Source organism: Hyphobacterium sp. (assembly GCF_965217055.1).
Taxonomy (GTDB): Bacteria; Pseudomonadota; Alphaproteobacteria; order Caulobacterales; family Maricaulaceae; genus Hyphobacterium.
The window spans coordinates 1,667,632-1,690,633 of the sequence record NZ_OZ244227.1 but is presented as its reverse complement, the minus strand read 5'-3'; the positions used below and the strand labels follow the sequence as shown (position 1 = coordinate 1,690,633).

At 57.7% G+C, this 23,002-nt stretch carries 25 protein-coding genes and 1 pseudogene; 3 read left to right on the top strand and 23 right to left on the bottom strand.

The window, feature by feature from the left end; genetic code table 11:
• Positions 1-113: 113 nt before the first annotated feature.
• A complete protein-coding gene (locus ACOOFN_RS08550; RefSeq protein ID WP_420430725.1) occupies positions 114-251 on the bottom strand; it encodes a hypothetical protein in 138 nt (45 codons plus the stop codon).
• Between the two features lie 302 nt (positions 252-553).
• Complete coding sequence (locus tag ACOOFN_RS08545; RefSeq protein ID WP_420430724.1) at positions 554-1,894, bottom strand: APC family permease; 1,341 nt, start codon at positions 1,892-1,894, stop codon at positions 554-556.
• Positions 1,895-2,174: 280 nt separating this feature from the next.
• Between ACOOFN_RS08545 and ACOOFN_RS08540 the strand changes: the two genes are divergently transcribed.
• The gene (locus ACOOFN_RS08540; RefSeq protein ID WP_420430723.1) at positions 2,175-2,471 is read left to right on the top strand and encodes a DUF202 domain-containing protein; all 297 of its coding nucleotides are present in this window, start codon (positions 2,175-2,177) and stop codon (positions 2,469-2,471) included.
• A 241-nt stretch (positions 2,472-2,712) separates the two neighbouring features.
• On the opposite strand, the gene ACOOFN_RS08535 is transcribed toward ACOOFN_RS08540, so the two are convergent.
• From ACOOFN_RS08535 to ACOOFN_RS08500, 8 genes and pseudogenes are all read right to left on the bottom strand, one after another.
• Positions 2,713-2,817, bottom strand: coding sequence for a DUF2474 family protein (locus ACOOFN_RS08535; RefSeq protein WP_420430722.1), 105 nt, complete (start codon positions 2,815-2,817; stop codon positions 2,713-2,715).
• A complete protein-coding gene (cydB, locus tag ACOOFN_RS08530; RefSeq protein WP_420430721.1) occupies positions 2,817-3,821 on the bottom strand; it encodes a cytochrome d ubiquinol oxidase subunit II in 1,005 nt (334 codons plus the stop codon). The genes ACOOFN_RS08535 and cydB overlap by 1 nt, the downstream gene beginning before the upstream one ends.
• Positions 3,811-5,241, bottom strand: a complete 1,431-nt coding sequence (locus ACOOFN_RS08525) for a cytochrome ubiquinol oxidase subunit I (RefSeq protein ID WP_420435047.1) — start codon at positions 5,239-5,241, stop codon at positions 3,811-3,813. Before ACOOFN_RS08525 ends, cydB begins: the two co-directional genes overlap by 11 nt.
• A gap of 261 nt (positions 5,242-5,502) precedes the next feature.
• Complete coding sequence (locus ACOOFN_RS08520; protein ID WP_420430720.1) at positions 5,503-6,243, bottom strand: STAS/SEC14 domain-containing protein; 741 nt, start codon at positions 6,241-6,243, stop codon at positions 5,503-5,505.
• Between the two features lie 269 nt (positions 6,244-6,512).
• Positions 6,513-7,078 (bottom strand): annotated as a pseudogene (locus tag ACOOFN_RS08515) (IS6 family transposase); the annotation flags it as partial.
• A 257-nt stretch (positions 7,079-7,335) separates the two neighbouring features.
• A complete protein-coding gene (locus ACOOFN_RS08510; RefSeq protein ID WP_420430719.1) occupies positions 7,336-7,737 on the bottom strand; it encodes a hypothetical protein in 402 nt (133 codons plus the stop codon).
• Positions 7,738-8,166: 429 nt separating this feature from the next.
• A complete protein-coding gene (locus ACOOFN_RS08505) occupies positions 8,167-8,604 on the bottom strand; it encodes a c-type cytochrome (protein WP_420430718.1) in 438 nt (145 codons plus the stop codon).
• A 1-nt stretch (position 8,605) separates the two neighbouring features.
• Positions 8,606-9,634: an acyltransferase family protein gene (locus tag ACOOFN_RS08500; RefSeq protein WP_420435045.1), complete on the bottom strand. Its 1,029-nt coding sequence runs from the start codon at positions 9,632-9,634 to the stop codon at positions 8,606-8,608.
• A gap of 195 nt (positions 9,635-9,829) precedes the next feature.
• Between ACOOFN_RS08500 and ACOOFN_RS08495 the strand changes: the two genes are divergently transcribed.
• Positions 9,830-10,096 (top strand): DUF5676 family membrane protein, encoded by a 267-nt coding sequence (locus ACOOFN_RS08495; protein ID WP_420430717.1) that lies wholly within the window; start codon positions 9,830-9,832, stop codon positions 10,094-10,096.
• Here ACOOFN_RS08495 and ACOOFN_RS08490 read toward each other — a convergent pair.
• On the bottom strand, positions 10,093-10,842 hold the full coding sequence (locus ACOOFN_RS08490; RefSeq protein ID WP_420430716.1) for a PepSY domain-containing protein: 750 nt from the start codon (positions 10,840-10,842) through the stop codon (positions 10,093-10,095). The two genes, ACOOFN_RS08495 and ACOOFN_RS08490, sit on opposite strands and share 4 nt — an antisense overlap.
• Positions 10,843-10,936: 94 nt before the next feature.
• Here ACOOFN_RS08490 and ACOOFN_RS08485 point away from each other — a divergent pair, with 94 nt between their 5' ends.
• Positions 10,937-11,311 carry a hypothetical protein gene (locus ACOOFN_RS08485; protein ID WP_420430715.1) on the top strand — a complete coding sequence of 125 codons (375 nt, stop codon included), beginning with the start codon at positions 10,937-10,939 and terminating at the stop codon, positions 11,309-11,311.
• Between the two features lie 10 nt (positions 11,312-11,321).
• Here ACOOFN_RS08485 and ACOOFN_RS08480 read toward each other — a convergent pair whose 3' ends face one another.
• The 12 genes from ACOOFN_RS08480 to ACOOFN_RS08425 all read right to left on the bottom strand — a co-directional run bounded on the left by ACOOFN_RS08480 (position 11,322) and on the right by ACOOFN_RS08425 (position 22,969).
• Positions 11,322-12,092: a copper resistance protein B gene (locus ACOOFN_RS08480; protein WP_420430714.1), complete on the bottom strand. Its 771-nt coding sequence runs from the start codon at positions 12,090-12,092 to the stop codon at positions 11,322-11,324.
• Positions 12,092-13,993, bottom strand: a complete 1,902-nt coding sequence (locus tag ACOOFN_RS08475; protein ID WP_420430713.1) for a copper resistance system multicopper oxidase — start codon at positions 13,991-13,993, stop codon at positions 12,092-12,094. Before ACOOFN_RS08475 ends, ACOOFN_RS08480 begins: the two co-directional genes overlap by 1 nt.
• Before the next feature lie 115 nt (positions 13,994-14,108).
• Positions 14,109-14,696, bottom strand: a complete 588-nt coding sequence (locus ACOOFN_RS08470) for an RNA polymerase sigma factor (RefSeq protein ID WP_420430712.1) — start codon at positions 14,694-14,696, stop codon at positions 14,109-14,111.
• Entirely contained in the window at positions 14,683-15,114 is a 432-nt protein-coding gene (locus ACOOFN_RS08465; protein ID WP_420430711.1) for a periplasmic heavy metal sensor, read from the bottom strand. The genes ACOOFN_RS08470 and ACOOFN_RS08465 overlap by 14 nt, the downstream gene beginning before the upstream one ends.
• Positions 15,114-15,434, bottom strand: coding sequence for a hypothetical protein (locus ACOOFN_RS08460; RefSeq protein ID WP_420430710.1), 321 nt, complete (start codon positions 15,432-15,434; stop codon positions 15,114-15,116). Before ACOOFN_RS08460 ends, ACOOFN_RS08465 begins: the two co-directional genes overlap by 1 nt.
• 13 nt (positions 15,435-15,447) lie before the next feature.
• The gene (locus ACOOFN_RS08455) at positions 15,448-15,891 is read right to left on the bottom strand and encodes a YybH family protein (protein WP_420430709.1); all 444 of its coding nucleotides are present in this window, start codon (positions 15,889-15,891) and stop codon (positions 15,448-15,450) included.
• Position 15,892: 1 nt separating this feature from the next.
• On the bottom strand, positions 15,893-17,011 hold the full coding sequence (locus ACOOFN_RS08450) for an acyltransferase family protein (protein ID WP_420430708.1): 1,119 nt from the start codon (positions 17,009-17,011) through the stop codon (positions 15,893-15,895).
• A gap of 6 nt (positions 17,012-17,017) precedes the next feature.
• The gene (locus ACOOFN_RS08445; RefSeq protein WP_420430706.1) at positions 17,018-17,851 is read right to left on the bottom strand and encodes a DUF2231 domain-containing protein; all 834 of its coding nucleotides are present in this window, start codon (positions 17,849-17,851) and stop codon (positions 17,018-17,020) included.
• Positions 17,852-17,924: 73 nt separating this feature from the next.
• Positions 17,925-18,674, bottom strand: a complete 750-nt coding sequence (locus ACOOFN_RS08440; RefSeq protein ID WP_420430704.1) for a hypothetical protein — start codon at positions 18,672-18,674, stop codon at positions 17,925-17,927.
• The gene (locus ACOOFN_RS08435) at positions 18,667-19,995 is read right to left on the bottom strand and encodes an APC family permease (RefSeq protein ID WP_420430702.1); all 1,329 of its coding nucleotides are present in this window, start codon (positions 19,993-19,995) and stop codon (positions 18,667-18,669) included. The genes ACOOFN_RS08440 and ACOOFN_RS08435 overlap by 8 nt, the downstream gene beginning before the upstream one ends.
• 11 nt (positions 19,996-20,006) lie before the next feature.
• Positions 20,007-20,681 (bottom strand): class I SAM-dependent methyltransferase, encoded by a 675-nt coding sequence (locus ACOOFN_RS08430; RefSeq protein WP_420430700.1) that lies wholly within the window; start codon positions 20,679-20,681, stop codon positions 20,007-20,009.
• The gene (locus ACOOFN_RS08425) at positions 20,678-22,969 is read right to left on the bottom strand and encodes a copper-transporting P-type ATPase (RefSeq protein WP_420430698.1); all 2,292 of its coding nucleotides are present in this window, start codon (positions 22,967-22,969) and stop codon (positions 20,678-20,680) included. Before ACOOFN_RS08425 ends, ACOOFN_RS08430 begins: the two co-directional genes overlap by 4 nt.
• Positions 22,970-23,002: the final 33 nt, after the last annotated feature.

Below are 23,002 nucleotides of genomic sequence, written 5' to 3'. Positions count from 1 at the left end.
GAGCCGCCTTGAATGAAGCTTGGCAACGAAAATCAGGCCAATCAAGCGGTTTCCGCCGCCAATGCGATGTGCTTCAAAGTCAGGATTTTCAACCGGGTTCCGCCGGCTGGAATTCAGTTGAGCCGTCGCTCGACTTCCGAAAGACGCGACTCCTGCAGGTTCTGCATCAGTCCGCGGGCAAAGAAAGCCAGCCGCTGCCACAGCGTCTCGGACCGGGAGTCCACTCGGACCCGTCCAAGACCGCGCATCATTTCGGCCGGCGTGCGCGGCCCGGTGACCTGCTAAACGGTTGTGTCAGACAAATGCGATGCAGTCTTGAAATACTTGAACAGGTTACGCATCCGCGGAGGCTACGTAACCGGCGCTCCGCGTTCAAGCTGAAGCTCCTCTGACACTGCCTGGCTCAGTCATGGGAGGAGCAGATCGAGCGACATCAGGCGCGAGGTCGAGCCCCATGCCGTGTGGGACCCAATGCGGGTCATGGGGACCAGCTGGCACGCGATTTTTGCTTACTTAGCCAAAACCGATCAATCCGGCGGATATTTTTGAATGATCAATTTGATTTTTTCGACTTGTAAGATGAGACGCTGCGCCCTCGAAGTATGCTCGAATAGGCCCAAGCCGCGGTTGAAAGAAGGAGATAAAGACCGCCTATGAAGACCAGTTGCTCGGGCTGCGTGGTCGCCTCGAAGTAAATGATCAGAACCGTCCCTAACGCCAGCCCTAGCATGGCCACGAGCGTCATCAGGAGCGATGAGCCTGTCTGCCGCCGCATTTTGAGATTGGTGAAGGCCATCACAAACGAAACGAGGAGGAATGTCACACTACCGAATTCCAGGATGACGCGCAGATTGCCCGCAAGGACAAGCGCAAATGCGCACGCCGACATCGTTATGATCGCATTCACCGGGATCGAGCGGCGGCGGGTGGCGAGAAATCCGGGCATGAAGCCGTCCCTAGCAATAACCGCCATTTGCCGTGAAGCCCCGAAGACCGTACCGCTTATGGCACTGCTCGTCGCGAGTAAGGCGCCGAAGACCACGAGAATCGACCCGGCTGGCCCGAGAACATCGGCAGCGCCAGCCGCAAGTGCATACTCTTGATTGGCGATAATGTCTTCGAACGGGATCGCCATCAGCGCACCGGTCGCAATCACCACATATACAAGGATGGCCAGCGCGATCGCGATATAGATCGCCCGTGGAATATTTCGTTCCGGCCGGTCCATCTCGCCAGACGCATTGATGACAAGCTGAAAGCCTTCATAGGCGACAAAGGTGACCGAGGCGACGATCAGTATGTTCAGCATATCGAAACCGTCATGCTGGCGAATCAGCGTGGGAATGCTGGTCTCGCCGGCGGTGGCAAGCACGACGGATATAACGACCAGGATCAGCAGCTTGGTATAAACCATAAGGTCTTCAAGCCGCCCCATGCCGCGAACACTCCACACGTTCACGATAGTGAAAACGGCGATGACGGCACCAGCGACGGCCTTTCTGGCAATCTCGCTGTCGGCCCATTCCGTCCCCGAGATCGCATAGGACGCGAACGTGTAGGCATAAAGGGCGAGCGTGCTGATATAGCCGAATATCACCCACCAGCCGACGAGAGACGCGATCTTGGCTCCGTTTGGAAAACTCTTCTTGATAAAACTATAGGTCGCCCCTTCATCCTTGAAGTAAACGCCCAGCTTTACGTAGGAATACGCAGCGAGCGCCGCGAAAAGACCACCCAGAACAATCGCGACAGGCGTGTATGGTCCGATCAACGAGACGGCAATCCCCAAAATCGTGAATATCCCGCCGCCAACCATACCGCCCAACGCGATCGCGATCAGCTCGGGCACCCCCAGCGATTTGCTTCGTAAGCGATGAATTGGGGCGTTCGGCATAGGACGGCTCCAGCAGCGAATGGAACCGGAATCGGTTCATTGACGAGCTTATCCAGCATAGGCCAGGAAAGAAAAGGGTGCTGTCAGACGAAAGCGAACTGGTCTCTGTTTGCAAGGGAAATCGGGGATCAGGCCGCGAGCTGCCACCATTCGGCCAGCGCGTTCTGCCGGTTCTCCCTGAATCAGTTTCAATCGTTGATGTAGCGCTCTAAATTGAAGTGGTTGTGGACGGATGAGCCAAGATAATTGTCGACCTTCCCGCAAGATAGGGAGCAGATCAATGACTGACGACGTTGCAGAGCGGCGGGCAACAGATAGTTTCTCCTTGGCTATCTTGCGGACATCATTGGCCAACCACAGGACATTGCTGGCATATTATCGAACCGCGATCACGCTTTCGATGGCCGGGGTCGGGTTGCTGCACTTCAACGCCGTCCACTCCACATTCGGATACGTCACGATCACTTCCCCTGTGGCGGCGTTGCTCGCCGTGATCATTGGCTCATCCAGTTATCTCATTTCCCGCCGCGAAATCGCTCTGGAAGCTCGAGATGGGAAAGCCGACCTTCCGAGCTAACGAGCAAGCGCGCGAAGATCAGATCGTGAGCGCGAGTTCTACACAGCCGGTAGCAAGCCGCGCATCCACACTCTCGCCTCCACGCCGCTAGAATCGGCGCGGATAATGTGCTCGGCCAACCAGCACAAGAATGATAACCGCTATAGTGTGGCTGCCTTGCGACTGCAGGCGGTCTCACCGCCCGTTATCAGATCAAGTCAATTTCTGTCCCGGCACTGCCTGCGACAGATGCTTCGCAAGCTCAGATAAACATTCGGATCGCGAATGCCACCACAGAAACGGCGGCGACTCCAGCGAACCAAAGGCCGACGAACCAGGCAAGCCGCCTTATCAGCGACTTTGGCATCAGTGATATCCCTGTTGCGGGTCAACCTTGCCGCGGAACACCCAGTATGCATAAGCAGTATAGGCAAGGATGATCGGCACGAGAATGACCGCGCCAACCAATGCGAACCCCAGGCTCTTCTCCGGGGCCGCAGCGTCCCAGATCGTCAGCGCGGGCGGCACCATCATCGGATAGAAACTTATTCCAATGCCGATAAAGCTTGTGAGGAAGAAGCCGAGTGCGGACAAGAAGGGTTGGAGCTCCTTGCCATCATTCAGGCTAGTGAAAAACGACCAGGTCAAGGCAAGCATCAGCACCGGGACGGCCATAGTCCACAAGCTGCCCGGCAGGTTGAACCAGCGATCGAAATAGGTGGGCTCCAGAAACGGTGTGACCAGGCTCACCAGCCCGATCAGGACAAGGGTTGCTGCGCCCAGATAGACGGCGTAGTGGCGCATCTGGACCTGCAGATCGCCTTCTGTCTTCAGAACGAGCCAGGTGGCGCCGAGGAGTGAATAACCCACGACCACTGCGAACCCGGTCAGAAGGGAGAACGGTGTCAGCCAGTCAAACCATCCACCTGCATAGGCTCGCTCGGCAACCTCGATTCCCTGAACCAGCGCGCCCAATGCGATACCTTGACATAGGGCCGCGACGGCGGAACCGCCGAAAAAGGCCATGTCCCACACGGTTTTCCATCGCGCCGTTCGCCACCGGTATTCGAAGGAAACCCCGCGGAAGACGAGGGCGAGAAGCATCAGGATGATCGGTATGTAGAGCGCCGGCATCACGATGGCATAAGCGAGTGGAAATACTGCGAAAAGACCGCCGCCGCCAAGGATCAACCAAGTCTCATTGCCGTCCCACACCGGCGCAACGGAGTTCATCATCTGGTCTCGGTCCTGTTCCGACCGGCTGAACGGAAAGAGGATTCCGATTCCAAGGTCGAACCCGTCCAGAACGACGTAGACCAGCACCGCAAAAGCGATGAGACCTGCCCAGATGAACGCAAGATCAATCCCCATGATGGCTTTCCTCCTTGGCCGGGATAAAGCCCGAATCGATCTGCTGAGCGGGAGTGATGCCGGCAGCTCTGGTAGGTCCTTCGCGGAAGCCGGGAGCAGATGTGACCGGTGGCCTGCTCATCATTCGCAGGACATAGAATATGCCGGCGCCAAAAATGAAAAAATAGACGACTATGAACGCTACAAGCGAGGCGGCGACAGCCGGCGCATCGACCGGCGCAAGGCTGTCAGCCGTTCTGAGGAGGCCATAGACCGTATAGGGTTGCCGGCCGACCTCGGTGGTAATCCACCCGGCGAGAACAGCGACGAAGCCCGATGGCCCCATGACGATGGCTGCTCGAAGGAGCCACGGCCAGTCGTATAGTTTGCCTCGCCAGCGCGCCAGCAGGCCGAGAGCTCCAAGCGCGAGCATGGCAAACCCTATCCCGACCATGATGCGAAAGCTGAAAAAAACAATGGCGACCGGCGGCCACTCTTCCTCGGGAAACTCGTTCAGACCCTGAATCTGACCATGCAGGGTATGCGTCAGGATCAGTGATCCGAGATACGGAACTTCAATCGCGTAATCGAGGCGCCCCTCTTCCTCGTTCGGTATGCCAAACAGCGCCAATGGCTGGCTGTCTCCATGCTGATCAAAGTGCCCCTCCATCGCAGCGACCTTGATCGGCTGGTGTTCCAGCGTATTCAGGCCATGCTGGTCTCCCGCCATGATTTGGATCGGGGTGACAAGTATCGCCATCCACATCGCCATTGAAAATGCGCGGCGCGATTCGCTGTCCATGCGATTGCGAAGCAGGTGGAATGCGCTCACTGCAGCAACCACGAACGCCACCGTTAGATAGGCTGCGAGCACCATGTGAACGAGGCGATACGGAAAGGACGGGTTGAAGATGATGGCCAGCCAGTCGTCTGGGATAAATTGACCGTTCTCGGCAATCGAAAATCCGGCAGGCGTCTGCATCCAGCTATTCACGGCCAGGATCCAGGTCGCGGACATCAGTGTACCGACGGCGACCATCGCGGTGGCGAACATATGCAGCTTCTCACCAACACGTTCGCGGCCAAAGAGCATAATGCCGAGAAAGCCGGCTTCCAGGAAGAATGCTGAAAGGACCTCATAGGCCATGAGGGGGCCGACAACCGGCCCGGCACGGTCAGAAAAGACGGACCAATTAGTGCCGAACTGGTAAGACATGACGATGCCCGACACCACACCCATGCCGAAGGCGACAGCAAAAATCTTCTTCCAGTATTCGAAGAGATTCAGATAGGCCTCATCACGCGTCCTGAGCCAAAGCCCGTTCAGCACCGCCAGATAGCTGGCCAGACCGATCGAGAAAGCCGGAAAGATGATGTGAAAGGAAACCGTGAACGCAAACTGGATACGGGCGAGTGTTTCCGCGTTGAAGCCGTCGAGCATGTGATGCTCTCTCAATCTCTGCTTGGTCCAACTGTAGCCGGATCGGTCAGACCTTTATGTGTTCGGCAGTGAAATTCGACAAGAGCAGGCCCTGGTGTGTCGCCAAATCAAAGCGAACTGGTATCAGTTTAGCATGTTGTCGCCGGTATAGGCCGCGAGCTGACACCATTCGGGCAGCGTGTTTCTGCACGAACTCACATAACACATTCGACTTTCACCGATTGCTGTCTTTGCCAAGCGGTACTGCACTATCAGCGTTTTTCAGGAGATGATCCACTCTTTCGCTTCAGCTTTATCGGAAACATCGAACGCCATGATTTTGGCTGGCCAGAGCGGCCCAAGTATTTTTAGGGCATGCCTCAGCCAGTCAATGTCCGTCACAACCGCAATTTTTTTAAATGTACCGATATGGGCAAAGCCAAACCGGGTATCGTCCCAGACAGCGCCGGAACTGCATCCGCGAAAATCGCCCGAAGTTTCAAAATAGAGCTTGATGTGGTCGTGTTCCTTTTCCATCTCCGACACGCGCGGTTTGAGCGTGCCTTCATAGTCTTGAGCAGTAATAAATCCCGTTGCTCGTATCGCCAGCACGTCGCGCGGAAAACCATCCAAAAACTCGAACTCACCGGGATGATCGTCGACCGATGCGGCCCATGCCAATGCGGCTTCGGTGTCTTTGGTTTTGAAATGTCTGATTTTTGCCCCCACAAAATGATCGACCAATTGCGATAGCGCCGAGAAAATGGCGCTGTCTCCAACGGCGGCCACTTTCTTGATCAGTTTATGATGGTCGCGCACCAGTCGCAGATGGTGCCTAAGAGTGGATAGGCTGTCCCAATGCGGGCGGCCCTCAGCGAGAATTACCAAATTGGGCACGCGGTCGTGGGTGTTGATGTAATCATCAAGTTCAGTGCGCAGTTTTTCCACGGTCTCCGTCGTTAATGTCTCGTCAATCAACACGCGAACCGTGTTTTGGTCGGTGTCGGAAAATATCCGTGTCATTGAACTCTCCTGAATTTAAAGAACACGCTGTTTTGAGCCGGACGTGAGTCCGCTCTTCTTGCGGTGCTTCCTGACTTTTTCGAACTGAGTACCATATCATTGGAATTCAAGCTGATCGTGGCAATTCGTCGCGATTTTGGTAGTGAAAGGTGCTGTCAGACGAAAGCGAACTGGTCTCTGTTTGCAAGGGAAATCGGAGATCAGGCCGCGAGCTGCCACCATTCGGCCAGCGCGTTCTGCCGGTTCTCCCTGAATCAGTTTCAATCGTTGATGTAGCGCTCTAAATTGAAGTGGTTGTGGACGGATGAATGGACAGAGGCGAAGAGTTGTAAACTTCGCATTCGCCAGTAACGGAGCATCGCCCGCTTCCGTCTTCTTAAGGGTAAATGGGGCTGTTTTCGACCCTGTTGTTGAGCCACCTCCCGACTTCCCTGTCTCCTTCATAGCCGAGCTGTTTCATTGCAGCGCGAAACGATTTCAGCCGGTCGGTGACGATGGTCTTAGGTTGGCCGTATCGCTTCATAACTTTGCGCAAAAACTTTAATGCTGCTTGGCGATTTCGGCGCTTGGTAACGAAGGCTTCGAGTACTTCACCTTCGTGATCAACCGCCGGCCACAGGTAATGTGTTTGGCCGTCTATGCGGATGAAAGCCTCATCCAGATGCCATTGCCACTGGTCCCAGGCGCTGAGTCGATCCGCCCTCTTTCGACGGATCTCGGAGACGAACATCGGTCCGAACCAGTTCCGAACCGCTTCATGACAAATGTCGATGCCAATTTCGTGGAGCAGATCCTCGACATTCCGCAATGAAAGCGGAAAACGAGCATACATCATCACTGCAAGGCAAATGACCTCCGACGACGTTTAAATTAGCGAAACGGGTTTTTGTTAATGCCGGTAATTCACCGGCAAACCGATAACGGGCCGTTTAATCTGACAGCGCCCGCTTGGGACATCTCTAGTATATTTTGACCGGTCTTCTAGCTGTTCCGGAATTTTTCTCTTCATCGATAGATCCAGCTTCTCGAAGTGGCCCCTAGACAAGGCCGAGATAGCAAAACTGATTGGCAGCGACCAATGTCATACGTGCATCAGCGCAAGGTTACCGAAAGGGTTGCCTGGTCGCTATGATAGTTTCCGCCCGGTACGTCAGGCAATGTAATCCGGACCGCCGACATCAGGGTCGCACCTGACCAATCTGCGTTGACCTCCAGCAATCCGTCCGAATTGGTCCTCATGCGTTCATGCTCACCACCCGCGCTGTAGATGTCGACATTATGCATGGGTAGGATTTCGCCCTGCCAAAGCAGGCGGAAGGTCCGTTCGCTTTGCGGCGAAGCGACAAATTCCAGTGCCTGGCCGACCGGCTCCTCCGCCAACTCGGCACCCACATCGCAGGACTCCACACACAGGAAAATCTTGGTGTGTTTCGTGTAACTGCGCATCATGGCAGGATCGCCGGGCAAGGCGTCAAATGCGGCGCGCACATCCATGCCCGCTCCGATTTCTTCAAAATATTCCGACACATCTTCCGGCGCGATTTCGCCGGATCTTGGGTGGGTACTTAGTGCCACTGTCGCGAAGCCGACCGCCTGCGGTAGGAAAGAAACCTGCAAAGCGGTAGGCGTTTCCGCAAAGGCTATATCCTCAATCACGTCCCGACCGACCCTCACCGACGTGAACGCTATCCGATCACGGGACGGGCCACTCTCGACATCCGGAAATTCAAGCGCGCTAGTCAGGGATACCGTGACGTTAGCGCCGGCGTCCCAAGCCGTCTGATCGGAGGCAAGAAAGGTTTTGTGGCCAAACGCTGAAGACGGCCAAAGGAGAGAAACCAGTAGTCCTGCGATTACGGTTCTCTTGCTGTGGGCGACGGAATGAAACAATGGTGTAACTCCTGAAAATGGTTAGGGCAGATATTACTCGATACCGGACTGGATCTCGCGGATATCCTCCGGCCACTGACTCTTGATGAACGCCAGCGTGGCGATGATATCCTCATCGCTCATCACATCGCCAAACCCGATCATATCAGTTTCATAGCCGTCGGGCGCAAAGGCCGCAGTCCCGTATTTGGTGATGTTGAAAAGCGTCTCGTCGGAATGATGCCATGTGTGGCCTGTTGCATCATGCGGCGGCGCCGGCAATCGGCCATTGTCGCGGCGTTGCCGCCAATTCGCCTCACCCTCGAGATTGGAGCCGTGACAGGAGGCGCAATGTACCGCATAAAGTTCCCGTCCTTGCGTCACCAAGGCGCTATTGCCGGCGTCGAACCGACCTGTATCTGTAGCTGCCCCAGACTGCGAGCAGGCCGCGACTAAAAGCGGCATCAGCGACATCATCATCCGAATGTTCATCTCAAAGTCCGTCTCCGACCTTCCGGTTTCCTATACCTGCAAGCCAGCGGCCCAGAGCGGCTTTCCGCGTCAGGCTCGGTTGCTCGATTAGATGCCAGGACAATGCGGACACCAGGAGCGTCAATGGCACACCAAACGCGACCAGGAGTAGTTCTGACCGGGCAACGGCCGTGGCCCAGAGGATCTGAAAGATCGGGTAATGCCAGATATATATGCCGTACGACCAGTCGGGCATTCGCGAGAATGTCGGCACTCCACCGAGCTTTGAGAACGCCAGCCAGAACAGGACTGAGGCAAGCGCCAGGTTGAGAAATGTTTCAGCCAATGGCGACGATCCGAGGAGATACCAGGCGGGCAGAGCGAGCAGCGCTACAATCGGCAGCAGCGGTATTCTGTGCCGGGCTGAATAGATCAGCATTCCGAGAAGGAAGGCCGCACCCAGCCGCAATGTGAGCGCAATGATTGCTGGGCTCTCTGGCCAATAATTGGCTATGGCGAGATGCCCGGCTGTTGCTGCGACCAGCAGGAACAAGTGCATCCGCCAGCCGCGTGCGATTCCCGAAAAGAAAAGAATAGCTGCGCCAATGTAGGCCAGTACTTCATAGCGCAGCGTCCAGAGCGTTGCCGAGAACTCACCCGGTGCAGGATTGTTTCCGAATACGCCGAGCGGCCCTCGGGATGTGTCGAGAAACAACACGACATTGAAAGGATAGAGCCATGTCTGCTGGCTCATCCAATATTCCTGCATGGATACGGTTGTGACCAGAGGTCCAATCACCAGCACGGAAGAAATGGCAAGAACAATCAGCGCAGGAAAAATCCGAAGCGCTCGGGATGCCGAATAGCTTGCAACGTTGGCGCGGTGTTCAAGACTTCCTGCGATCAGGAAGCCACTGAGAATAAAAAACCCGCTGACCGCGGCATAACCGATCGACCAGCCATTGATGGCAACGGCTGGTCCATCTGCAATGCCTCGCGGAACGACAAATATGTGTTCCACCATGACCGCCGAGGCGAGAAACAGGCGAATGAGTGTGAGTCGATTGTCGCGCCCGCTGAAGGCGTCTCCGATTGTGGTCCAGTTTATGGCCTCGCCTCCCAGCCTGCCCCTTCAGACACCTACGTGTGCGGCAATGCCTTCCCTCATTTTCTAGGGGAATAAAATTGAGGGAGCCGGCCGAACGGTTCGTAGACTTGAGTGATCATGATTACGAAGGAGGCCTTCATGTCGGAAACAAACAACGCACGGCTCCGGATTATACCGCTGGGTCTGACCTTATCGACATTCCTGTTGCTCACATACCTGATCTGTATCGTGTTCGGGATATTTGCTCCGGAGCAATTCCACATGCACCAAGCATGGGGCCCCCTGCTGCCCGGGTTTGAATGGCTGACACCAGCCGGCTTCTTGTTTGGTGCGCTGGGCGCATTCGCCTATGGCTGGTTTATCGCAATTGTCTTCGTGCCGCTACACCGGTTCTTTCATCGTTAACTCAACTGTTTTTTCGGGCGCGGCGCTTTCCGATTGGCCAGCGCCATCCGAAGCAGCCTCTGCATCCTCAGGATCAACAGCACAAATCCGGCAAAAACCGTCACCAGCGCGAAAATAGCGGCGGTAATCACCAGTGGATTGTTGAAGTTCTCGCGCTCCTGGTAGTCCATGATGTGGAGCATCCAGAAGAAGTCGTATAGCCGCCAGGCGTCATTTCTGCGGGCGACGACCAGCCCTGACGTTTCGGAAACATAGATCCGCGTGCCTTCACCATCATTAAAATTTATCCGCCAGGTCGGCCCCGGGCGCCGCGATTCCCAGGTAGGTTCCTCGAAATACTCGACCGCGGAAATTTCCGGGTCGCCGGCATAATCGGCAACGGCGATCTCGATCGCGCGATCGCGGCTGATCGGCGTGATGACCTCTCCTGTGACAGCATCCACTAACCGGCTGCGCCCTCCTTCCACGACGACATTCCAGACCGGCTGCCCTTGCCAGAGCTGAAGGTGCGCGGTGCGCACCGGGAGGCCCGGAAATGCTGCCTCTGCGGCCTGGCCAATGGCAATCACCGTGGCCGGGTCGATCGGCGTGCTGGCAGGCTCGGCGATATTGTGCTCACCGCGAACGCGTTCGATGGGGATGACACTCATCACCACGCCGCCCATGACCCAAAGCACGATCTGGATACCGACGATCAAGGCAATCCACTTGTGAACCCGGATCGTCCAACGCAGCAATGTCGTCATCGCCTTCCCCCTTGGCCAGCCCGCCGCGCAACCCAGGCCGGGCGTGCGGCGGTGCAGGCGCTCAATTCGTCAGAGCCGGTCAGTCGTGACCGTGATGAGTGCCGCTGTGACCCTCACCGCCGTTGCCATGGTTCATGTCACCATGGTCCATGCCACCATGACCTTCGCCATGGTTCATATCGGCATGACCGTCGCCATGATGCTCCTCGTGCATGGCTTGCATCATTTCGCGGCAAGCTTCGGCGCGCGCGCGCTCTTCATCGGTCAAGCTCGCCATAATCGCGTCATGGTCTTCGCCGGCTTCATGACGCGCCATCATCGCTTCATGCATTTCCATGCAAGCGGATCGGTCCGGATTGCCGTTCGCGGCGTGATGGCCGTGCTGGTCGGGAATGGCCGCGCAGCCGGTCAGAAGGAAGACAGCGCTTCCGAATACAAGGGTGAGATTTGCCATTACAGGAACTCCTAGGGTTAGGTGATCAATACCAGATACGAAGACCCGCCACGAAGGCTGTGGATTCCGGGTCATTGCCCGCAGCGCGGGCATAATTGGCGGTTTCGCCGAGTTGTCTCGTCCATTCGATTCCGACATAGGGCGCGAACTGGCGGACAATTTCGTAGCGCAGGCGCAAGCCGGCCTGAAGGCTGGTGAGTCCCGCCCCGGTCTCCAGTGACGGAATGTCTTCAGCCGACCACGCCAGTTCGGCGCGCGGTTGAAGGATCAGTCTCTGGGTCAGCAGCAGCTCGTACTCGGCTTCAGCAATGCCGGTCAGCTCCCCGCGATCGGAGAGGTAGGCCCGCGAACTGAGCTCGAACCAGTAGGGCGCGAGCCCTTGAATTGCTGCGACGGCATGGGTGCGCTCGCTCCCCGAAGCAAAATCCTGAGCCACACCGGCTTGGACATCGAAATAAGGAGAAATCGCACGCGACCAAAGTGCTTCCACTCGCAACTCTTCGAAAGCGCTTGCGTCGAAGCTGTAATCGGCTTCGCTTCGAAGCCACAAGCGGTTTAGCCGACCTCCGTACCAAGCGTTGATATCCCACAAACCCGCTTCCGATCCATTGCCAGAGCGATACTCAAAGCGGTTCGCCATGAAAGAAAACTGGCGTTGTCCGCCGGTTTCATGACGCAACTCGTCCAGCGAGCGCTCCATCTCCTCAGGCGGATAGAATTGGTGCGCGTAATCCTGCGCGTGAGCAATGTTCGCGGTGGCGAGCACTGCAGCGGTGGCAAAAAGGATCGCGCGCATCAGTGATCTCCGTGCTGCATGTGGTGACCGGAATGCGCTGGCGGGGCCTCGCCAGCTCGCACCGAAACCACCTGAAACATGCCGGCATGCATGTGGTAGAGCAGGTGACAGTGAAACGCCCAGTCGCCGACGTCTTCCGGTGTGACATCAACGGACAGTTTCTCACCCGGCTTCACATTGATCGTGTGCTTGCGCGGCTTGTGGGTGGTCTCGCCGTTCACGACTTCGAAGAACATGCCGTGAAGGTGGATCGGGTGAACCATCATCGTGTCATTCACCATAGTCAGGCGTAGCCGCTCGCCCTGCGTGAAGCGGATCGGCTCCACGACCTCGCTGAACCGCGTGCCGTCGAACGACCACATATAGCGTTCCATGTTGCTGGTGAGGTGGACCTCGATCTCGCGTGCCGGCTGCCGAACATCCGGATTCCGATCCAGGCTGCGCAGCTGGGTGTAGCTCAGCGCCCGGTGCGGCACGTCCTCCAGCCCCGCACCCGGTTCGTGCAACCGGCTGACAGGCTGCATGGCGACGTTGGCGACGCCCGGTCCCATCGGGTGGTCGTGCACCTGCATGCCATTCCCCGACGTGTCGTGTCCGGCGTGACCGGTTGGAGTTGCCGGGGCGGCGGAGTGGGCCGAATGACCCATGCCGGACATTCCGGCCGCTCCTTGGCCATGCGCGGAGTGATCCACGCCTCCATGACCGGAGTGGCTGTCTTGGCCAGAGGCAACTGGCCGCATCGCATGGGTGTCTTGATGGGACATTCCCGGCATCGAACCATGGTCCATGCCCATGTCGCGCATTGTCAGGGTCGGTCGTTCGCGCAAAGGCGGAACCGGCGCCGTCATGCCCGTGCGCGGCGCCAACGTGCCGCGGACATAGCCACTTCGGTCATTGGTCTCGCACATCAGCGTATAGGCCCGGTCGTCGCGCGGCTGGACCACGACGTCATAAGTTTCTGCCACACCGATCTGGAACTCGTCCGTTTCAACCGGCTGCACATTCAATCCGTCGGCCTGGACCACCGTCATCGGCAGGCCCGGGATGCGGACATTGAAGAATGTCATGGCCGAAGCGTTGATAAAGCGCAGGCGCACGCGTTCGCCGGGTTCAAAGAGGCCGGTCCAGTTGTCGTCCGGACCATGGCCGTTGATGAGATAATCCATCGTCGCCGCGGTCGCGTCGGAAATGTCGGTGGGGCTCATCCGCATCTGCCCCCACATCAATCGGTCGCGGAGCGTGGCCATGAAGCCGTGGCGGGATGCCGCCCGGAAGAAGTCCGGGACGGTGCGTTGCTGAAAGTTGTAGGTATCGCTCGACGCCATCAGGCGCTGAAAAACGCGGTGCGGCCCCTCGAACGTGTAGTCAGAAAGCACGATAACGTACTCGCGGTCATAGCCTACCGGATCTGCGCCGCGCGGCTCGACGATGATGGGGCCGTAATGCCCCAGCTGTTCCTGCAGCCCGGAGTGGGAATGATACCAATACGTGCCAGCCTGCCGCAGCGGGAAGCGGTAGGTGAAGATCTCGCCGGGCCGGATGCCGGGGAAGGTCACGCCGGGAACGCCGTCCATCTCGTTCGGCAAAAGAATACCGTGCCAATGGATCGACGTGTCCGTGTCGAGTGTGTTGTGAACGCGAAGTGTGATTTCGTCACCTTCGCGCCAGCGCAAAAGCGGCGCCGGCACTTGGCCGTTCACGGTGATCGCCGGACCTGTTCGTCCATCAATCGCCAGCTGGGACCGGCCGATCGTCAGGTCGAATTCGGTCCCGGATAGCGGTTGCAAACCGGACAGGTTGGCGGCGCCGGCGCTCTGCGCCCATGCTGGGGCGATATCGCCCACAAGGAGTGTGCTGCCTAGTGCCGCAGAGGTTTGCAAGAAGTGTCGTCTGGAAAACAAGTTTCGCTCCGAATGTCTTGTACGAGTGTTTGCGCCTGCGGTACGGCTTGATCCAAGGGGGAGGGAGGAAACCGAAAACTCCAGCAGGCGCAAACTGTATCTGAATACGTGGGGGCTAATCAGGTCCCTCACCGTTTGCTGCACCTGGACTGCGCAGTCTGGATCTGGCCCGATATATCCGCACTTCAACGGCTTTGGGCGTCAGGCCCATGACCGTGCCGATTTCCGCATGCGTCAGCCCCTCGATGGCCGACAGGAGCAAGGGTGTTTTCAGTCCCTCCGGCATTTCCCGGATTGCACCTTCGACCTGCTCCAGCCTCTGCCGGTCGGAGACTTCGATATCCGGTGCAGGTGCCGTGCTTGCATACTGCTCCATTGAATCTTCACCGCCCAGCCAACGCATGGCCGTTCGCTTTCTCAAGGCGTCACGCCCCTTGTTGCGCGCCATGTGAAATAGCCAGGCCACGAAAGAATGGCTTGGGTCGAAACGATGCAAATTGCGATGCAGGGCAACAAAGGTCTCCTGCGCCGCGTCCTGGGCGTCATCCATGTTGCCGAGCAACCGCGTCAGATACCGCACCACCATGGGCGAGTGACGCCGCATCAGCAGGTTGAACGCCTGATCCCTCCCATTGCGGGCCTGAGCGACGAGATCGACATCAACAGCATTGTCATCGGACGCAGACGCATTACTGCCCGGCATCAAATGCGTCTGCCAGTCGGGCATCGAAGGATGCGCGTTGATCGTCAGTAAGAACGGCCCGCATCGCCAGGATGTGGCTCAGCGTCTCGACCTGGAGCTCGCCCATCGCGGTGTGGATCGCCTGGGCGTGCATGGAGACCTCTTCGGAAAGCGCCTGATCTTCCAGCAATGCCTCACCCATCGCTTGACGTGCCGCCGCCATCTGTGCCTCCAGCGCGTTTCGCCGAACGGCAAAAGCCGTTTCCAGCTCCTCAATCAAGGCGTCCTGCTCAGGCGAGAGGTGTAATTCATGATGGACGATGGCGTGCAGGCTGGGCGTTTCGCCCTGATCGGACGCAAACAGTGTGATACCCATCCAGACCCCTGCAAGCCCGCCGAGAACGCCCAGGATCACGGCAACGATTCCGGCCCGAAGCATCAAGAGCCCGCCTTGGGTAAATCTGCCAGCGCCGAAATCGAATAAGGCGCATGGCTCGTGAACACGGCAAGGTCGTCGACATCGCGATCAGTTGCCAGCGCCGCGCCGGATATACTGCCGGCGACAAGTGCCATGGCCGCCGGGGCGGCCCGCCATGCGACACCGGGGCTGACGGACCGGAGCCCCTTCACCAATGAGCGCCATGGTTTCGGGCGGTGGTGAATGCGTTGCCAGACCGAAAAGGCAAAGGCGCGTTCGTCAATCTTGGGCGTCGCCGCGGCCATTTCCTCGAATTGTCGATCAATCGGATTCATCGTCATGTTTCAGAACTCCTTATGATGTATGGAGATGGCGCAACCGCCAGCCATTGTCAGTCCGCGTCAGGATTGCCGTGCCATGCGCGTCACGTTCGCGGGCTTCGCCATGCGACACATACTCCATCCGGATGGTGAATGTCGCAACCGCCAGGTCGCCATCAATCGCGATGTCGTAGCCGTGCCAGTCATAGACATCGATATCAAAACCTTCAGCGGCAAACTCTGGTGCCAGATGATGATCGCGGTAATCGGCCCAGCCGATATTGGTGCCCGAGCCCTCAAAGATCGTGAAGTCTTCGCCATCGGCCAATACCCAGACTTCGGCTTCTGTCGCGTCTTCTGCAGCAAGCGCACCGGAATAGGCCTCGAGTGCCGCTTCGATATCATGTTCATCGTTGGCGAATGCAGGTGCCGAGGCGAGAAGGCTTCCGGTGAGGGTCAATACAACAAATTTGATCATTTCAGTCTCCTTTGGAGCGCGCGACTGATTTGGCGCGATGGTTTGAAAGCCACGTATCGCCCCAGCGGCGAATGACACGTCTTGATGGTTTCTCGAGCCATTCATAGGTGGCACTGGACGCTGCCAGCATGGCCGTGAGCAATGCCAGAAGGACGAGGGTCGAAATGGTGTCCCCGATCAGGCCGAACACGTCCTGCAGGAGATTGAAAGCGATCATGAAAAACGGAACATGGAGCATGTAGATCGAATACGATATCTCACCGAGATACCGCACGGGGTCCCGCTCGGGGGCGCGTCGAGCATGCCGGTCCAGTTCGGCCAATGTGTAAATCAAGGGGGCGCCAAGAAGAGCAATAATCCGATCATCCCATGCCCAATGAGCAGACATCAGATAGACGACGAAGCTTACGGCAAATCCTGCAAGAGCCATATTCCGGCCAAGTGTGAAGCGGCAACCCAACCGGTAAATGGCTATCCCGATCAGAAATTCAGGAATGATCCTTAAGACACCAAATCGCTCGGTCGCCATCGGAAGGCTTTCGCCAAACAGGCTTTGATGAAGCTGATCGAAGAGCAGAAACGACGCGATAGCGATGCCCAACAAGATGATAGGTCGTCTGGCCAGCGCTATGGCAATCATCAGATAGGCCGGGAACGCCAGATAGGCGAACCATTCAGCGCTGATCGACCATGACGGGCCATTCCAGCCTGGATTGGGGGCAAAGCCCCACGCATGAACCATCAGGAAATTGGCCGGCAAGTCGGCCAGCGGAAAGTCTTGCGGACTAAATGGGACGCCCGCAAACCAGGCCCCCAGCACTGCCAGCGCCAGCAGTGCGATTGTTGCAATGTGTAGCGGATAGATGCGGGCGAACCGGGCAAGAATGAAACGAGGGAAATCAAATCGCCCCTCCTCACGCGCTGCCAGATAGACATGGGCCAGCACGAACCCTGACAGGATGAAGAACAGGTCAACGCCGAAGCGGCCCATCTCGAAAAAAGAGGTCACGGCGTCGACATCCAGCGACCAGGGTTCACGCCAATGATAGAAGACCACCCACAACGCCGCAAAGAAGCGGAGCCGGGTCAGTGATGGCAGATCGGCGGGATAGACAGACATTGTCGCCTAGCCACCCATAAGATGAGCCAGCCCGCCATGCGCAAGCGATCCACCCAGAAATCCATTGATGGAAACAGCCAGGGCCGCCCCGAACACCAGCGCATTCATCGTCCAGAACGTCGTCGCGCTGGCATCGCGGCGGTGCCATTCTACAGCCGCTGCCACGGCAATAAGACCCACAGTCAGGCTGGTTCCCAGCCAGCGGTGTATGGACATGATGCCGTCTTCTGTTGAGGCGACAGGGCCTGCATGAGCCCAGCCTAGCAAGCCTGCCGCAAGTCCCCCGAAGGCTGCCGTCCATACCAGGAAGCGCACTATGTCGGCATATCCGGCGCGACCTGTAATCAAGCCCATCGCCTGCGCCAAAGCCGCGGCCAGGAGAAGTGCAATGGGAAAGTGGACCGCCACGGAATGCAGCGCTCCGGTCCTTGCGATGGTGCGTTCCAGCTCAGTCCGGGGTCCATTATCGCCCCAATGCGCATGACCGCCCGGCTCTGCGCCAGGTCCATGATGATCGGAAACGGCACTGACATCCTCACCGGCATGGTGATCGGCTGCGGCAGGTGTTGCCACGGCCGTGTCATGATGGTTCGGCGCTGTAGGTGCGCTGTGTTCATGCGGCACGCTGCCAGTGTCGTCATGCGGTGCCACAACGCCATGATCATGCGGTGGTGATCCGGCGTCATCATGCGGCTCGATTGTGGCGGGCGGTCTGCTGGCGGGAGCAGTCGCTGGCTCGCTCTGTACGTGTTCATCTGGCGGATGCGCCATGGCGGATGGCAGCATTACGCCCAGAACCATTGTCAGCGCCAATGCGCCCAAAATTCTGCGAATGGTCAATTGGTCACTCCACGCTGCCGGAATGTAGAATTACGCGGCCATGCGCTCATTCCCTCAAACAGACCTTGGTGCCTTACCCATGTGCTGCGCTCTCACTGGCTTCGACACGCCCCCGCCAGCACATGTCGCAAACGCTATCACCATGTGACAGGGTCTGACGGCGCTCATAATGACCACGTCTGCCATCACCAGCCAGAATGTTCGCGCCCGGCCAGTCATAGCGGCACCAGCTCTCACGGAATGCATCGAGGTCGCCCTGATCGTTGCCAGACGCGATAAGCGCCCGCACGAAGCTGTGCGGCGGGCAATGCGTGAAATGGGTGTAAGTATTTCCATCCGTGTCCCAATGCTCGACGGCATATCCCGGCGCGCCCGTGGCATGAAACGGAAACCACAACAGGGCCTTGATGGTGCGGCTTATCCGTTTTGAGGGATCGCGTGTGGTCAACCGGAACGGCCAAGAATAAAGCCCCAGCATTTTTGAATAAATGTCCCAGACGATGTCGGCGACAATTTGCCTGGCGCAGTTTCGCTCAACACCTCCATCGAGCAGTGCGCGGTAGGCCGCAATGGTACGCACGGTCATTTCGACCATGATCCGGTTGCCGAAAGCGGGGGGATGCGCAGTCTCGACGCGCCGTATCTCGCAGGCTTTGCGGCTGGCCGCTTTTATATGTTGATTGATATCCGGTTTGAGCCAGCGCTCGGATGTCCCGTCGTCAAACACCAGTTCGCGCAGGCGTAATGTTTTTCGGGCCGAGTGTGCCATCAACCAGCCCAGGACCGCATATATCAACCGCTGGGGCGGGCCTTCTTCAACCATGATGATCCGCCTCGCCCGCCTCTTCGTTTTTACGCCGACGCGACAGGTAGATTTTTTCGAAGACGAAAATGCCGAAAATGCCGGAGGCCGAGATCACAATAATGGCCGGGTCACTCATCGCCTTCATCACCAGAAAAGCTCCCAGCGCAACCAAGTCAAAAAGAATGGCGCAGATCAAAACAACCGGGTTGGCGCCCACGTCTTCCCGCAGGCGGCGCAGAACGCCCCAGTGGATAATCACGTCCATGACGAGATAAAAAATCGCGCCCATGGAGGCGATGCGGCCAAGATCAAAGAAGGCGGCGAGCAAACCTGCCGCGACAACCGTGTAGACAAGCGTATGGGTCTGGATGTTGCCTGGCATGCCAAAATGCTTGTGCGGGACAAGCTTCATGTCTGTCAGCATGGCGATCATGCGCGATACCGCGAAAATACTCGCGATCACGCCTGATGCCGTCGCGATGATGGCGATGATGACCGTGAACCAGACACCAGCGTCGCCAAACGCTGGACGCGCCGCTTCGGCTAACGAGTAGTCGCGCGCTTGCGCGATTTCGCTGATCGAGAGTGTTGATCCGACAGCGAAGGCGACAAGTAGGTAGACGACGAGACAGATCGCCAGGGAGATCATGATCGCCCGACCCACATTCCGGTTCGGGCTTTTTACTTCGCCGCCACTGTTGGTAATCGTGGTGAAGCCTTTGAAGGCCAGAATGGCCAATGCCACTCCGGCAAGAAAGCCGGTGATCGACGTTTCGTCGGCATCGCCTGCGACCGCCGGTTGGAAGCTGAACCCGGCAGCCCACAACACCAAAGTCCCGAACACCAGAATGCCGCCAATCTTGGCGACGGCGGCAATTTTGGAGAGGCCACTGATGATCTGATTTCCCGCAATGTTGACGAGAAAGGCAAAAACGATAAGGCCCAGCGCCAGGATGGGGATAAGCACTTCGCTTTGTCCCGCATCGAATAGCCGCAGCCCATAAGTGGCAAATGTGCGCGCCACCAGGCTTTCATTGATGATCATTGAAAACGCCATCAGCAGCGCCGCGCCGCCGGTAATCGTGGCCGGGCCATAGGCCTTGTTCAGGATCATAGCGATCCCACCGGCCGATGGGTATTTGTTGGAAACCTTGATATAGGTATAGGCGCTGAAACCGCTAATCACGGCAGCCAATAAGAAGGCCAACGGGAATAGCGGACCGGACAATTCTGCGACCTGACCGGTTAGGGCAAAGATACCCGCTCCGATCATGACGCCAGTGCCCATCGCAACCGCTCCGGCTAGAGTCAGGCTGTTGGCTTTGTAAGAAGACTTCATCTTCAAGGCCTCTATGGCGCAAGTAGTCCGTACGGCGTGGCTCGGTACAGCGAAATCGAACCGGTTGGTGTTACCAATCTTCGTGTCTCGTCGACCTTCAGTCCGGCCTCATGCATCAGCTCGGGCAATATGCCGTCGGCATTGGATTGCGTATCCGCGACGCCGTCAAGCATCTGAACCGTCAAGCGAAACAGAAGACGCATCAATACACTCTGCTGTTTGCCGTAATCAGCGATATGGATCTCTCCATTTTCAGCGAGTAGAGAGCGCATCATGCGAATAATTTCGCGCTTTGTTCCCAACGGCGTCTGATGGAAGACAAGGCTCGAAATGATCTTTGTCGGTTTCCAGCTTGCCGGCAGGATTGCTTGAGACAAAAAACCCTGGACGAAGCGTATGGACCGGCTTCCGGTTCCAACTTTAGCCGCAGCGCGCCCAAGCGCCTGGCTGTCGGGATCGATGCCAATTATGTCGGCTTCTGGTTCCAAACGATTCAGTGCGACCGCCAACGTTCCCGTCCCGCAACCAACATCAAGAATCCGGTCGCTTGGAGACGGCGCAATCTGTTTGATAAATGCCGACCGCCAAACTCCCTCACGAGTCGAAACCCGGATGGCTGTGTCATACAGCGGCGTCAACCAAGCATGCCCAAGCGGCGGCGTATATGAGTATCCCCTGTCAGTCATATACGTGCGCCTCGCAAACGCAGCGCGTTCACCACGACAGAGATCGATGACGCGCTCATCGCGAAGGCCGCAAACATTGGACTGATCAGGATGCCGAAGAATGGAAAGAGCAGGCCGGCCGCGACCGGCACACCTGACGCATTGTAGATCAGGGCAAAGAAGAGATTCTGACGGATATTCCCCATCGTTGCGCGCGCCAGTCGCCGGGCCCGGACGATGCCGTCGAGATTGCCTCTTACAAGTGTGATTCCGGCGCTTTCAATGGCAACATCTGCGCCTGTGCCCATCGCGATACCGACGTCTGCCTGCGCCAGTGCAGGCGCATCGTTCACGCCGTCCCCAGCCATGGCAACCCTTCGGCTCTTGGCTTGAAGGTCACGAATGATCTGCGCCTTGTCGGCGGGAAGCACATCAGCGCGGATCTCGTCTATGCCGAGCCTGGCTCCAATGGCTTTCGCGGTACGCTCATTATCACCGGTCGCCATGATGATCCGGAAGCCGAGCTGATGCAGAGCGTCCAGCGCATCAGGCGTAGTCTCCTTTATCGGATCAGCAACGCTGACAAGGCCAGCGATCAACCCGTCCACGACGACAAACATGACCGTCTCGCCGTCGTCTCTACGGGCATTGGCCGTCTCGGCCAGCCTTGAGCTTTCCAGGCCCATATCCGACATCAGGCGGGCATTACCGAGCGCGACTTCGCGGCCCTCGACGACGCCTCTAACGCCCTTGCCGGTGATCGCCTCGAAGTCATCAGCCTTGGCGATTGAAATGTCGCGCTCTTCGGCACCCCGTACGATGGCTTCGGCCAGCGGATGCTCTGATCCGCGCTCCAACGACGCAGCCAGACGCAAAACCTCCGCTTCGTCATGTCCGGCTTCGGGCAAAACCGCGACCAGTTTCGGCTTGCCTTCGGTGAGCGTGCCCGTCTTGTCGACAATCAGCGTGTCGACTTTCTCGAACCGTTCGAGCGCTTCGGCATTCTTGATCAGGACGCCAGCCTGAGCTCCGCGCCCTGTCGCCGTCATGATTGACATCGGCGTCGCCAGCCCTAGCGCGCAGGGACAGGCAATGATCAGAACCGCGACCGCCGAAATCAATGCATAGGAGAGCGCGGGCGCAGGGCCCCATATCGCCCACGATATAAAGGCGATGATGGCAACACCGATGACTGCAGGAACAAATACACCGGCCACTTTATCGGCATATTTTTGGATCGGCGCGCGCGACCGCTGGGCGTTGGCCACCATCTCCACGATCTGGGACAAAATTGTGTCGGCACCGATGCGCGTAGCCTCCACAACCAAGCTGCCAGTGCCGTTTATCGTAGCTCCGGTCACTGTATCGCCGGTGGTTTTCTCGACTGGCAACGGCTCGCCGGAGATCATGCTCTCATCGATTGATGTGCGCCCTTCAACGACCCGGCCGTCCACGGGCACTTTGTCACCGGGGCGGACTCGCAAATGGTCGCCCAACTGAACGTCTTCGAGCGGGATTTCAGCTTCTGAACCATCCGGACGAATGACGAACGCCGTCTTGGCGGACAGATCCATCAAAGCTCGAATGGCTTTGCCTGTGCCCTCGCGAGCACGCAGCTCCATCACCTGACCCAGCAAGACCAGGACAACGATGACCGCAGCGGCCTCAAAATAGACGCCGACATGACCGTCCGCATTGCGGAAACCGTCAGGAAAAATGTCCGGCACCAATACAGCAACCACGCTGAATATCCATGCCGCCGATACGCCCATCGCGATGAGCGAAAACATGTTGAGATTCATCGTTCGGAATGAATTCCAGCCACGTTCAAGAAACGGCCATCCGCACCAGAGGACAACCGGAGTGCCCAGAACCAGCTCGATCCAGAGCGTGGCGCGTTCGCCGAAAATCTCGCGAACACCGGGAAAGCCGACCAATGGCCCCATGGTCAGGACAAGGAGCGGTAGGGTCAGGATTGTGCCGATCCAGAAGCGCCGCGTGAAATCGACCAGTTCCGGATTGGGCCCGTCTTCAATCATGGTGGCTGATTCCAGTTCCAGGCCCATGCCGCACAGCGGGCATGAGCCGGGATGGGTCTGGCGAACTTCCGGGTGCATCGGGCATGTGTAGACCGTGCCTTGATACCCGGCAGGGACGGTATCGAACCGCCCGTCCTTGGAACCATCCGAACCACCGGCGGCGGGTTTGCACGCCGTGTGATCGTGGCCTTGCGGCATCGAGCTGCCGGCGGCGCCCGCGTTATCCTGGCCGCCGCAGCATTGATGTGCCTGTTTGTCCTTGCCTGACATGACCTGTCTGCTCCTGAGTATGAAACGAAAAAG

Bases quoted from the DNA above. Each gene is read 5' to 3' on its own strand.
- ACOOFN_RS08550 (WP_420430725.1), bottom strand. From the start codon at position 251: ATGATGCGCGGTCTTGGACGGGTCCGAGTGGACTCCCGGTCCGAGACG.
- ACOOFN_RS08480 (WP_420430714.1), bottom strand. From the start codon at position 12,092: ATGCGCGCGATCCTTTTTGCCACCGCTGCAGTGCTCGCCACCGCGAAC.
- ACOOFN_RS08485 (WP_420430715.1), top strand. From the start codon at position 10,937: ATGAGTGCCGCTGTGACCCTCACCGCCGTTGCCATGGTTCATGTCACC.
- ACOOFN_RS08490 (WP_420430716.1), bottom strand. From the start codon at position 10,842: ATGACGACATTGCTGCGTTGGACGATCCGGGTTCACAAGTGGATTGCC.
- ACOOFN_RS08450 (WP_420430708.1), bottom strand. From the start codon at position 17,011: ATGTCTGTCTATCCCGCCGATCTGCCATCACTGACCCGGCTCCGCTTC.
- cydB (WP_420430721.1), bottom strand. From the start codon at position 3,821: ATGGGGATTGATCTTGCGTTCATCTGGGCAGGTCTCATCGCTTTTGCG.
- ACOOFN_RS08495 (WP_420430717.1), top strand. From the start codon at position 9,830: ATGTCGGAAACAAACAACGCACGGCTCCGGATTATACCGCTGGGTCTG.
- ACOOFN_RS08520 (WP_420430720.1), bottom strand. From the start codon at position 6,243: ATGACACGGATATTTTCCGACACCGACCAAAACACGGTTCGCGTGTTG.
- ACOOFN_RS08525 (WP_420435047.1), bottom strand. From the start codon at position 5,241: ATGCTCGACGGCTTCAACGCGGAAACACTCGCCCGTATCCAGTTTGCG.
- ACOOFN_RS08440 (WP_420430704.1), bottom strand. From the start codon at position 18,674: ATGGTTGAAGAAGGCCCGCCCCAGCGGTTGATATATGCGGTCCTGGGC.
- ACOOFN_RS08425 (WP_420430698.1), bottom strand. From the start codon at position 22,969: ATGTCAGGCAAGGACAAACAGGCACATCAATGCTGCGGCGGCCAGGAT.
- ACOOFN_RS08545 (WP_420430724.1), bottom strand. From the start codon at position 1,894: ATGCCGAACGCCCCAATTCATCGCTTACGAAGCAAATCGCTGGGGGTG.
- ACOOFN_RS08455 (WP_420430709.1), bottom strand. From the start codon at position 15,891: ATGATCAAATTTGTTGTATTGACCCTCACCGGAAGCCTTCTCGCCTCG.
- ACOOFN_RS08510 (WP_420430719.1), bottom strand. From the start codon at position 7,737: ATGGATGTGCGCGCCGCATTTGACGCCTTGCCCGGCGATCCTGCCATG.
- ACOOFN_RS08505 (WP_420430718.1), bottom strand. From the start codon at position 8,604: ATGAACATTCGGATGATGATGTCGCTGATGCCGCTTTTAGTCGCGGCC.
- ACOOFN_RS08470 (WP_420430712.1), bottom strand. From the start codon at position 14,696: ATGCCGGGCAGTAATGCGTCTGCGTCCGATGACAATGCTGTTGATGTC.
- ACOOFN_RS08430 (WP_420430700.1), bottom strand. From the start codon at position 20,681: ATGACTGACAGGGGATACTCATATACGCCGCCGCTTGGGCATGCTTGG.
- ACOOFN_RS08435 (WP_420430702.1), bottom strand. From the start codon at position 19,995: ATGAAGTCTTCTTACAAAGCCAACAGCCTGACTCTAGCCGGAGCGGTT.
- ACOOFN_RS08535 (WP_420430722.1), bottom strand. From the start codon at position 2,817: ATGCCAAAGTCGCTGATAAGGCGGCTTGCCTGGTTCGTCGGCCTTTGG.
- ACOOFN_RS08460 (WP_420430710.1), bottom strand. From the start codon at position 15,434: ATGACGATGAATCCGATTGATCGACAATTCGAGGAAATGGCCGCGGCG.
- ACOOFN_RS08540 (WP_420430723.1), top strand. From the start codon at position 2,175: ATGACTGACGACGTTGCAGAGCGGCGGGCAACAGATAGTTTCTCCTTG.
- ACOOFN_RS08465 (WP_420430711.1), bottom strand. From the start codon at position 15,114: ATGCTTCGGGCCGGAATCGTTGCCGTGATCCTGGGCGTTCTCGGCGGG.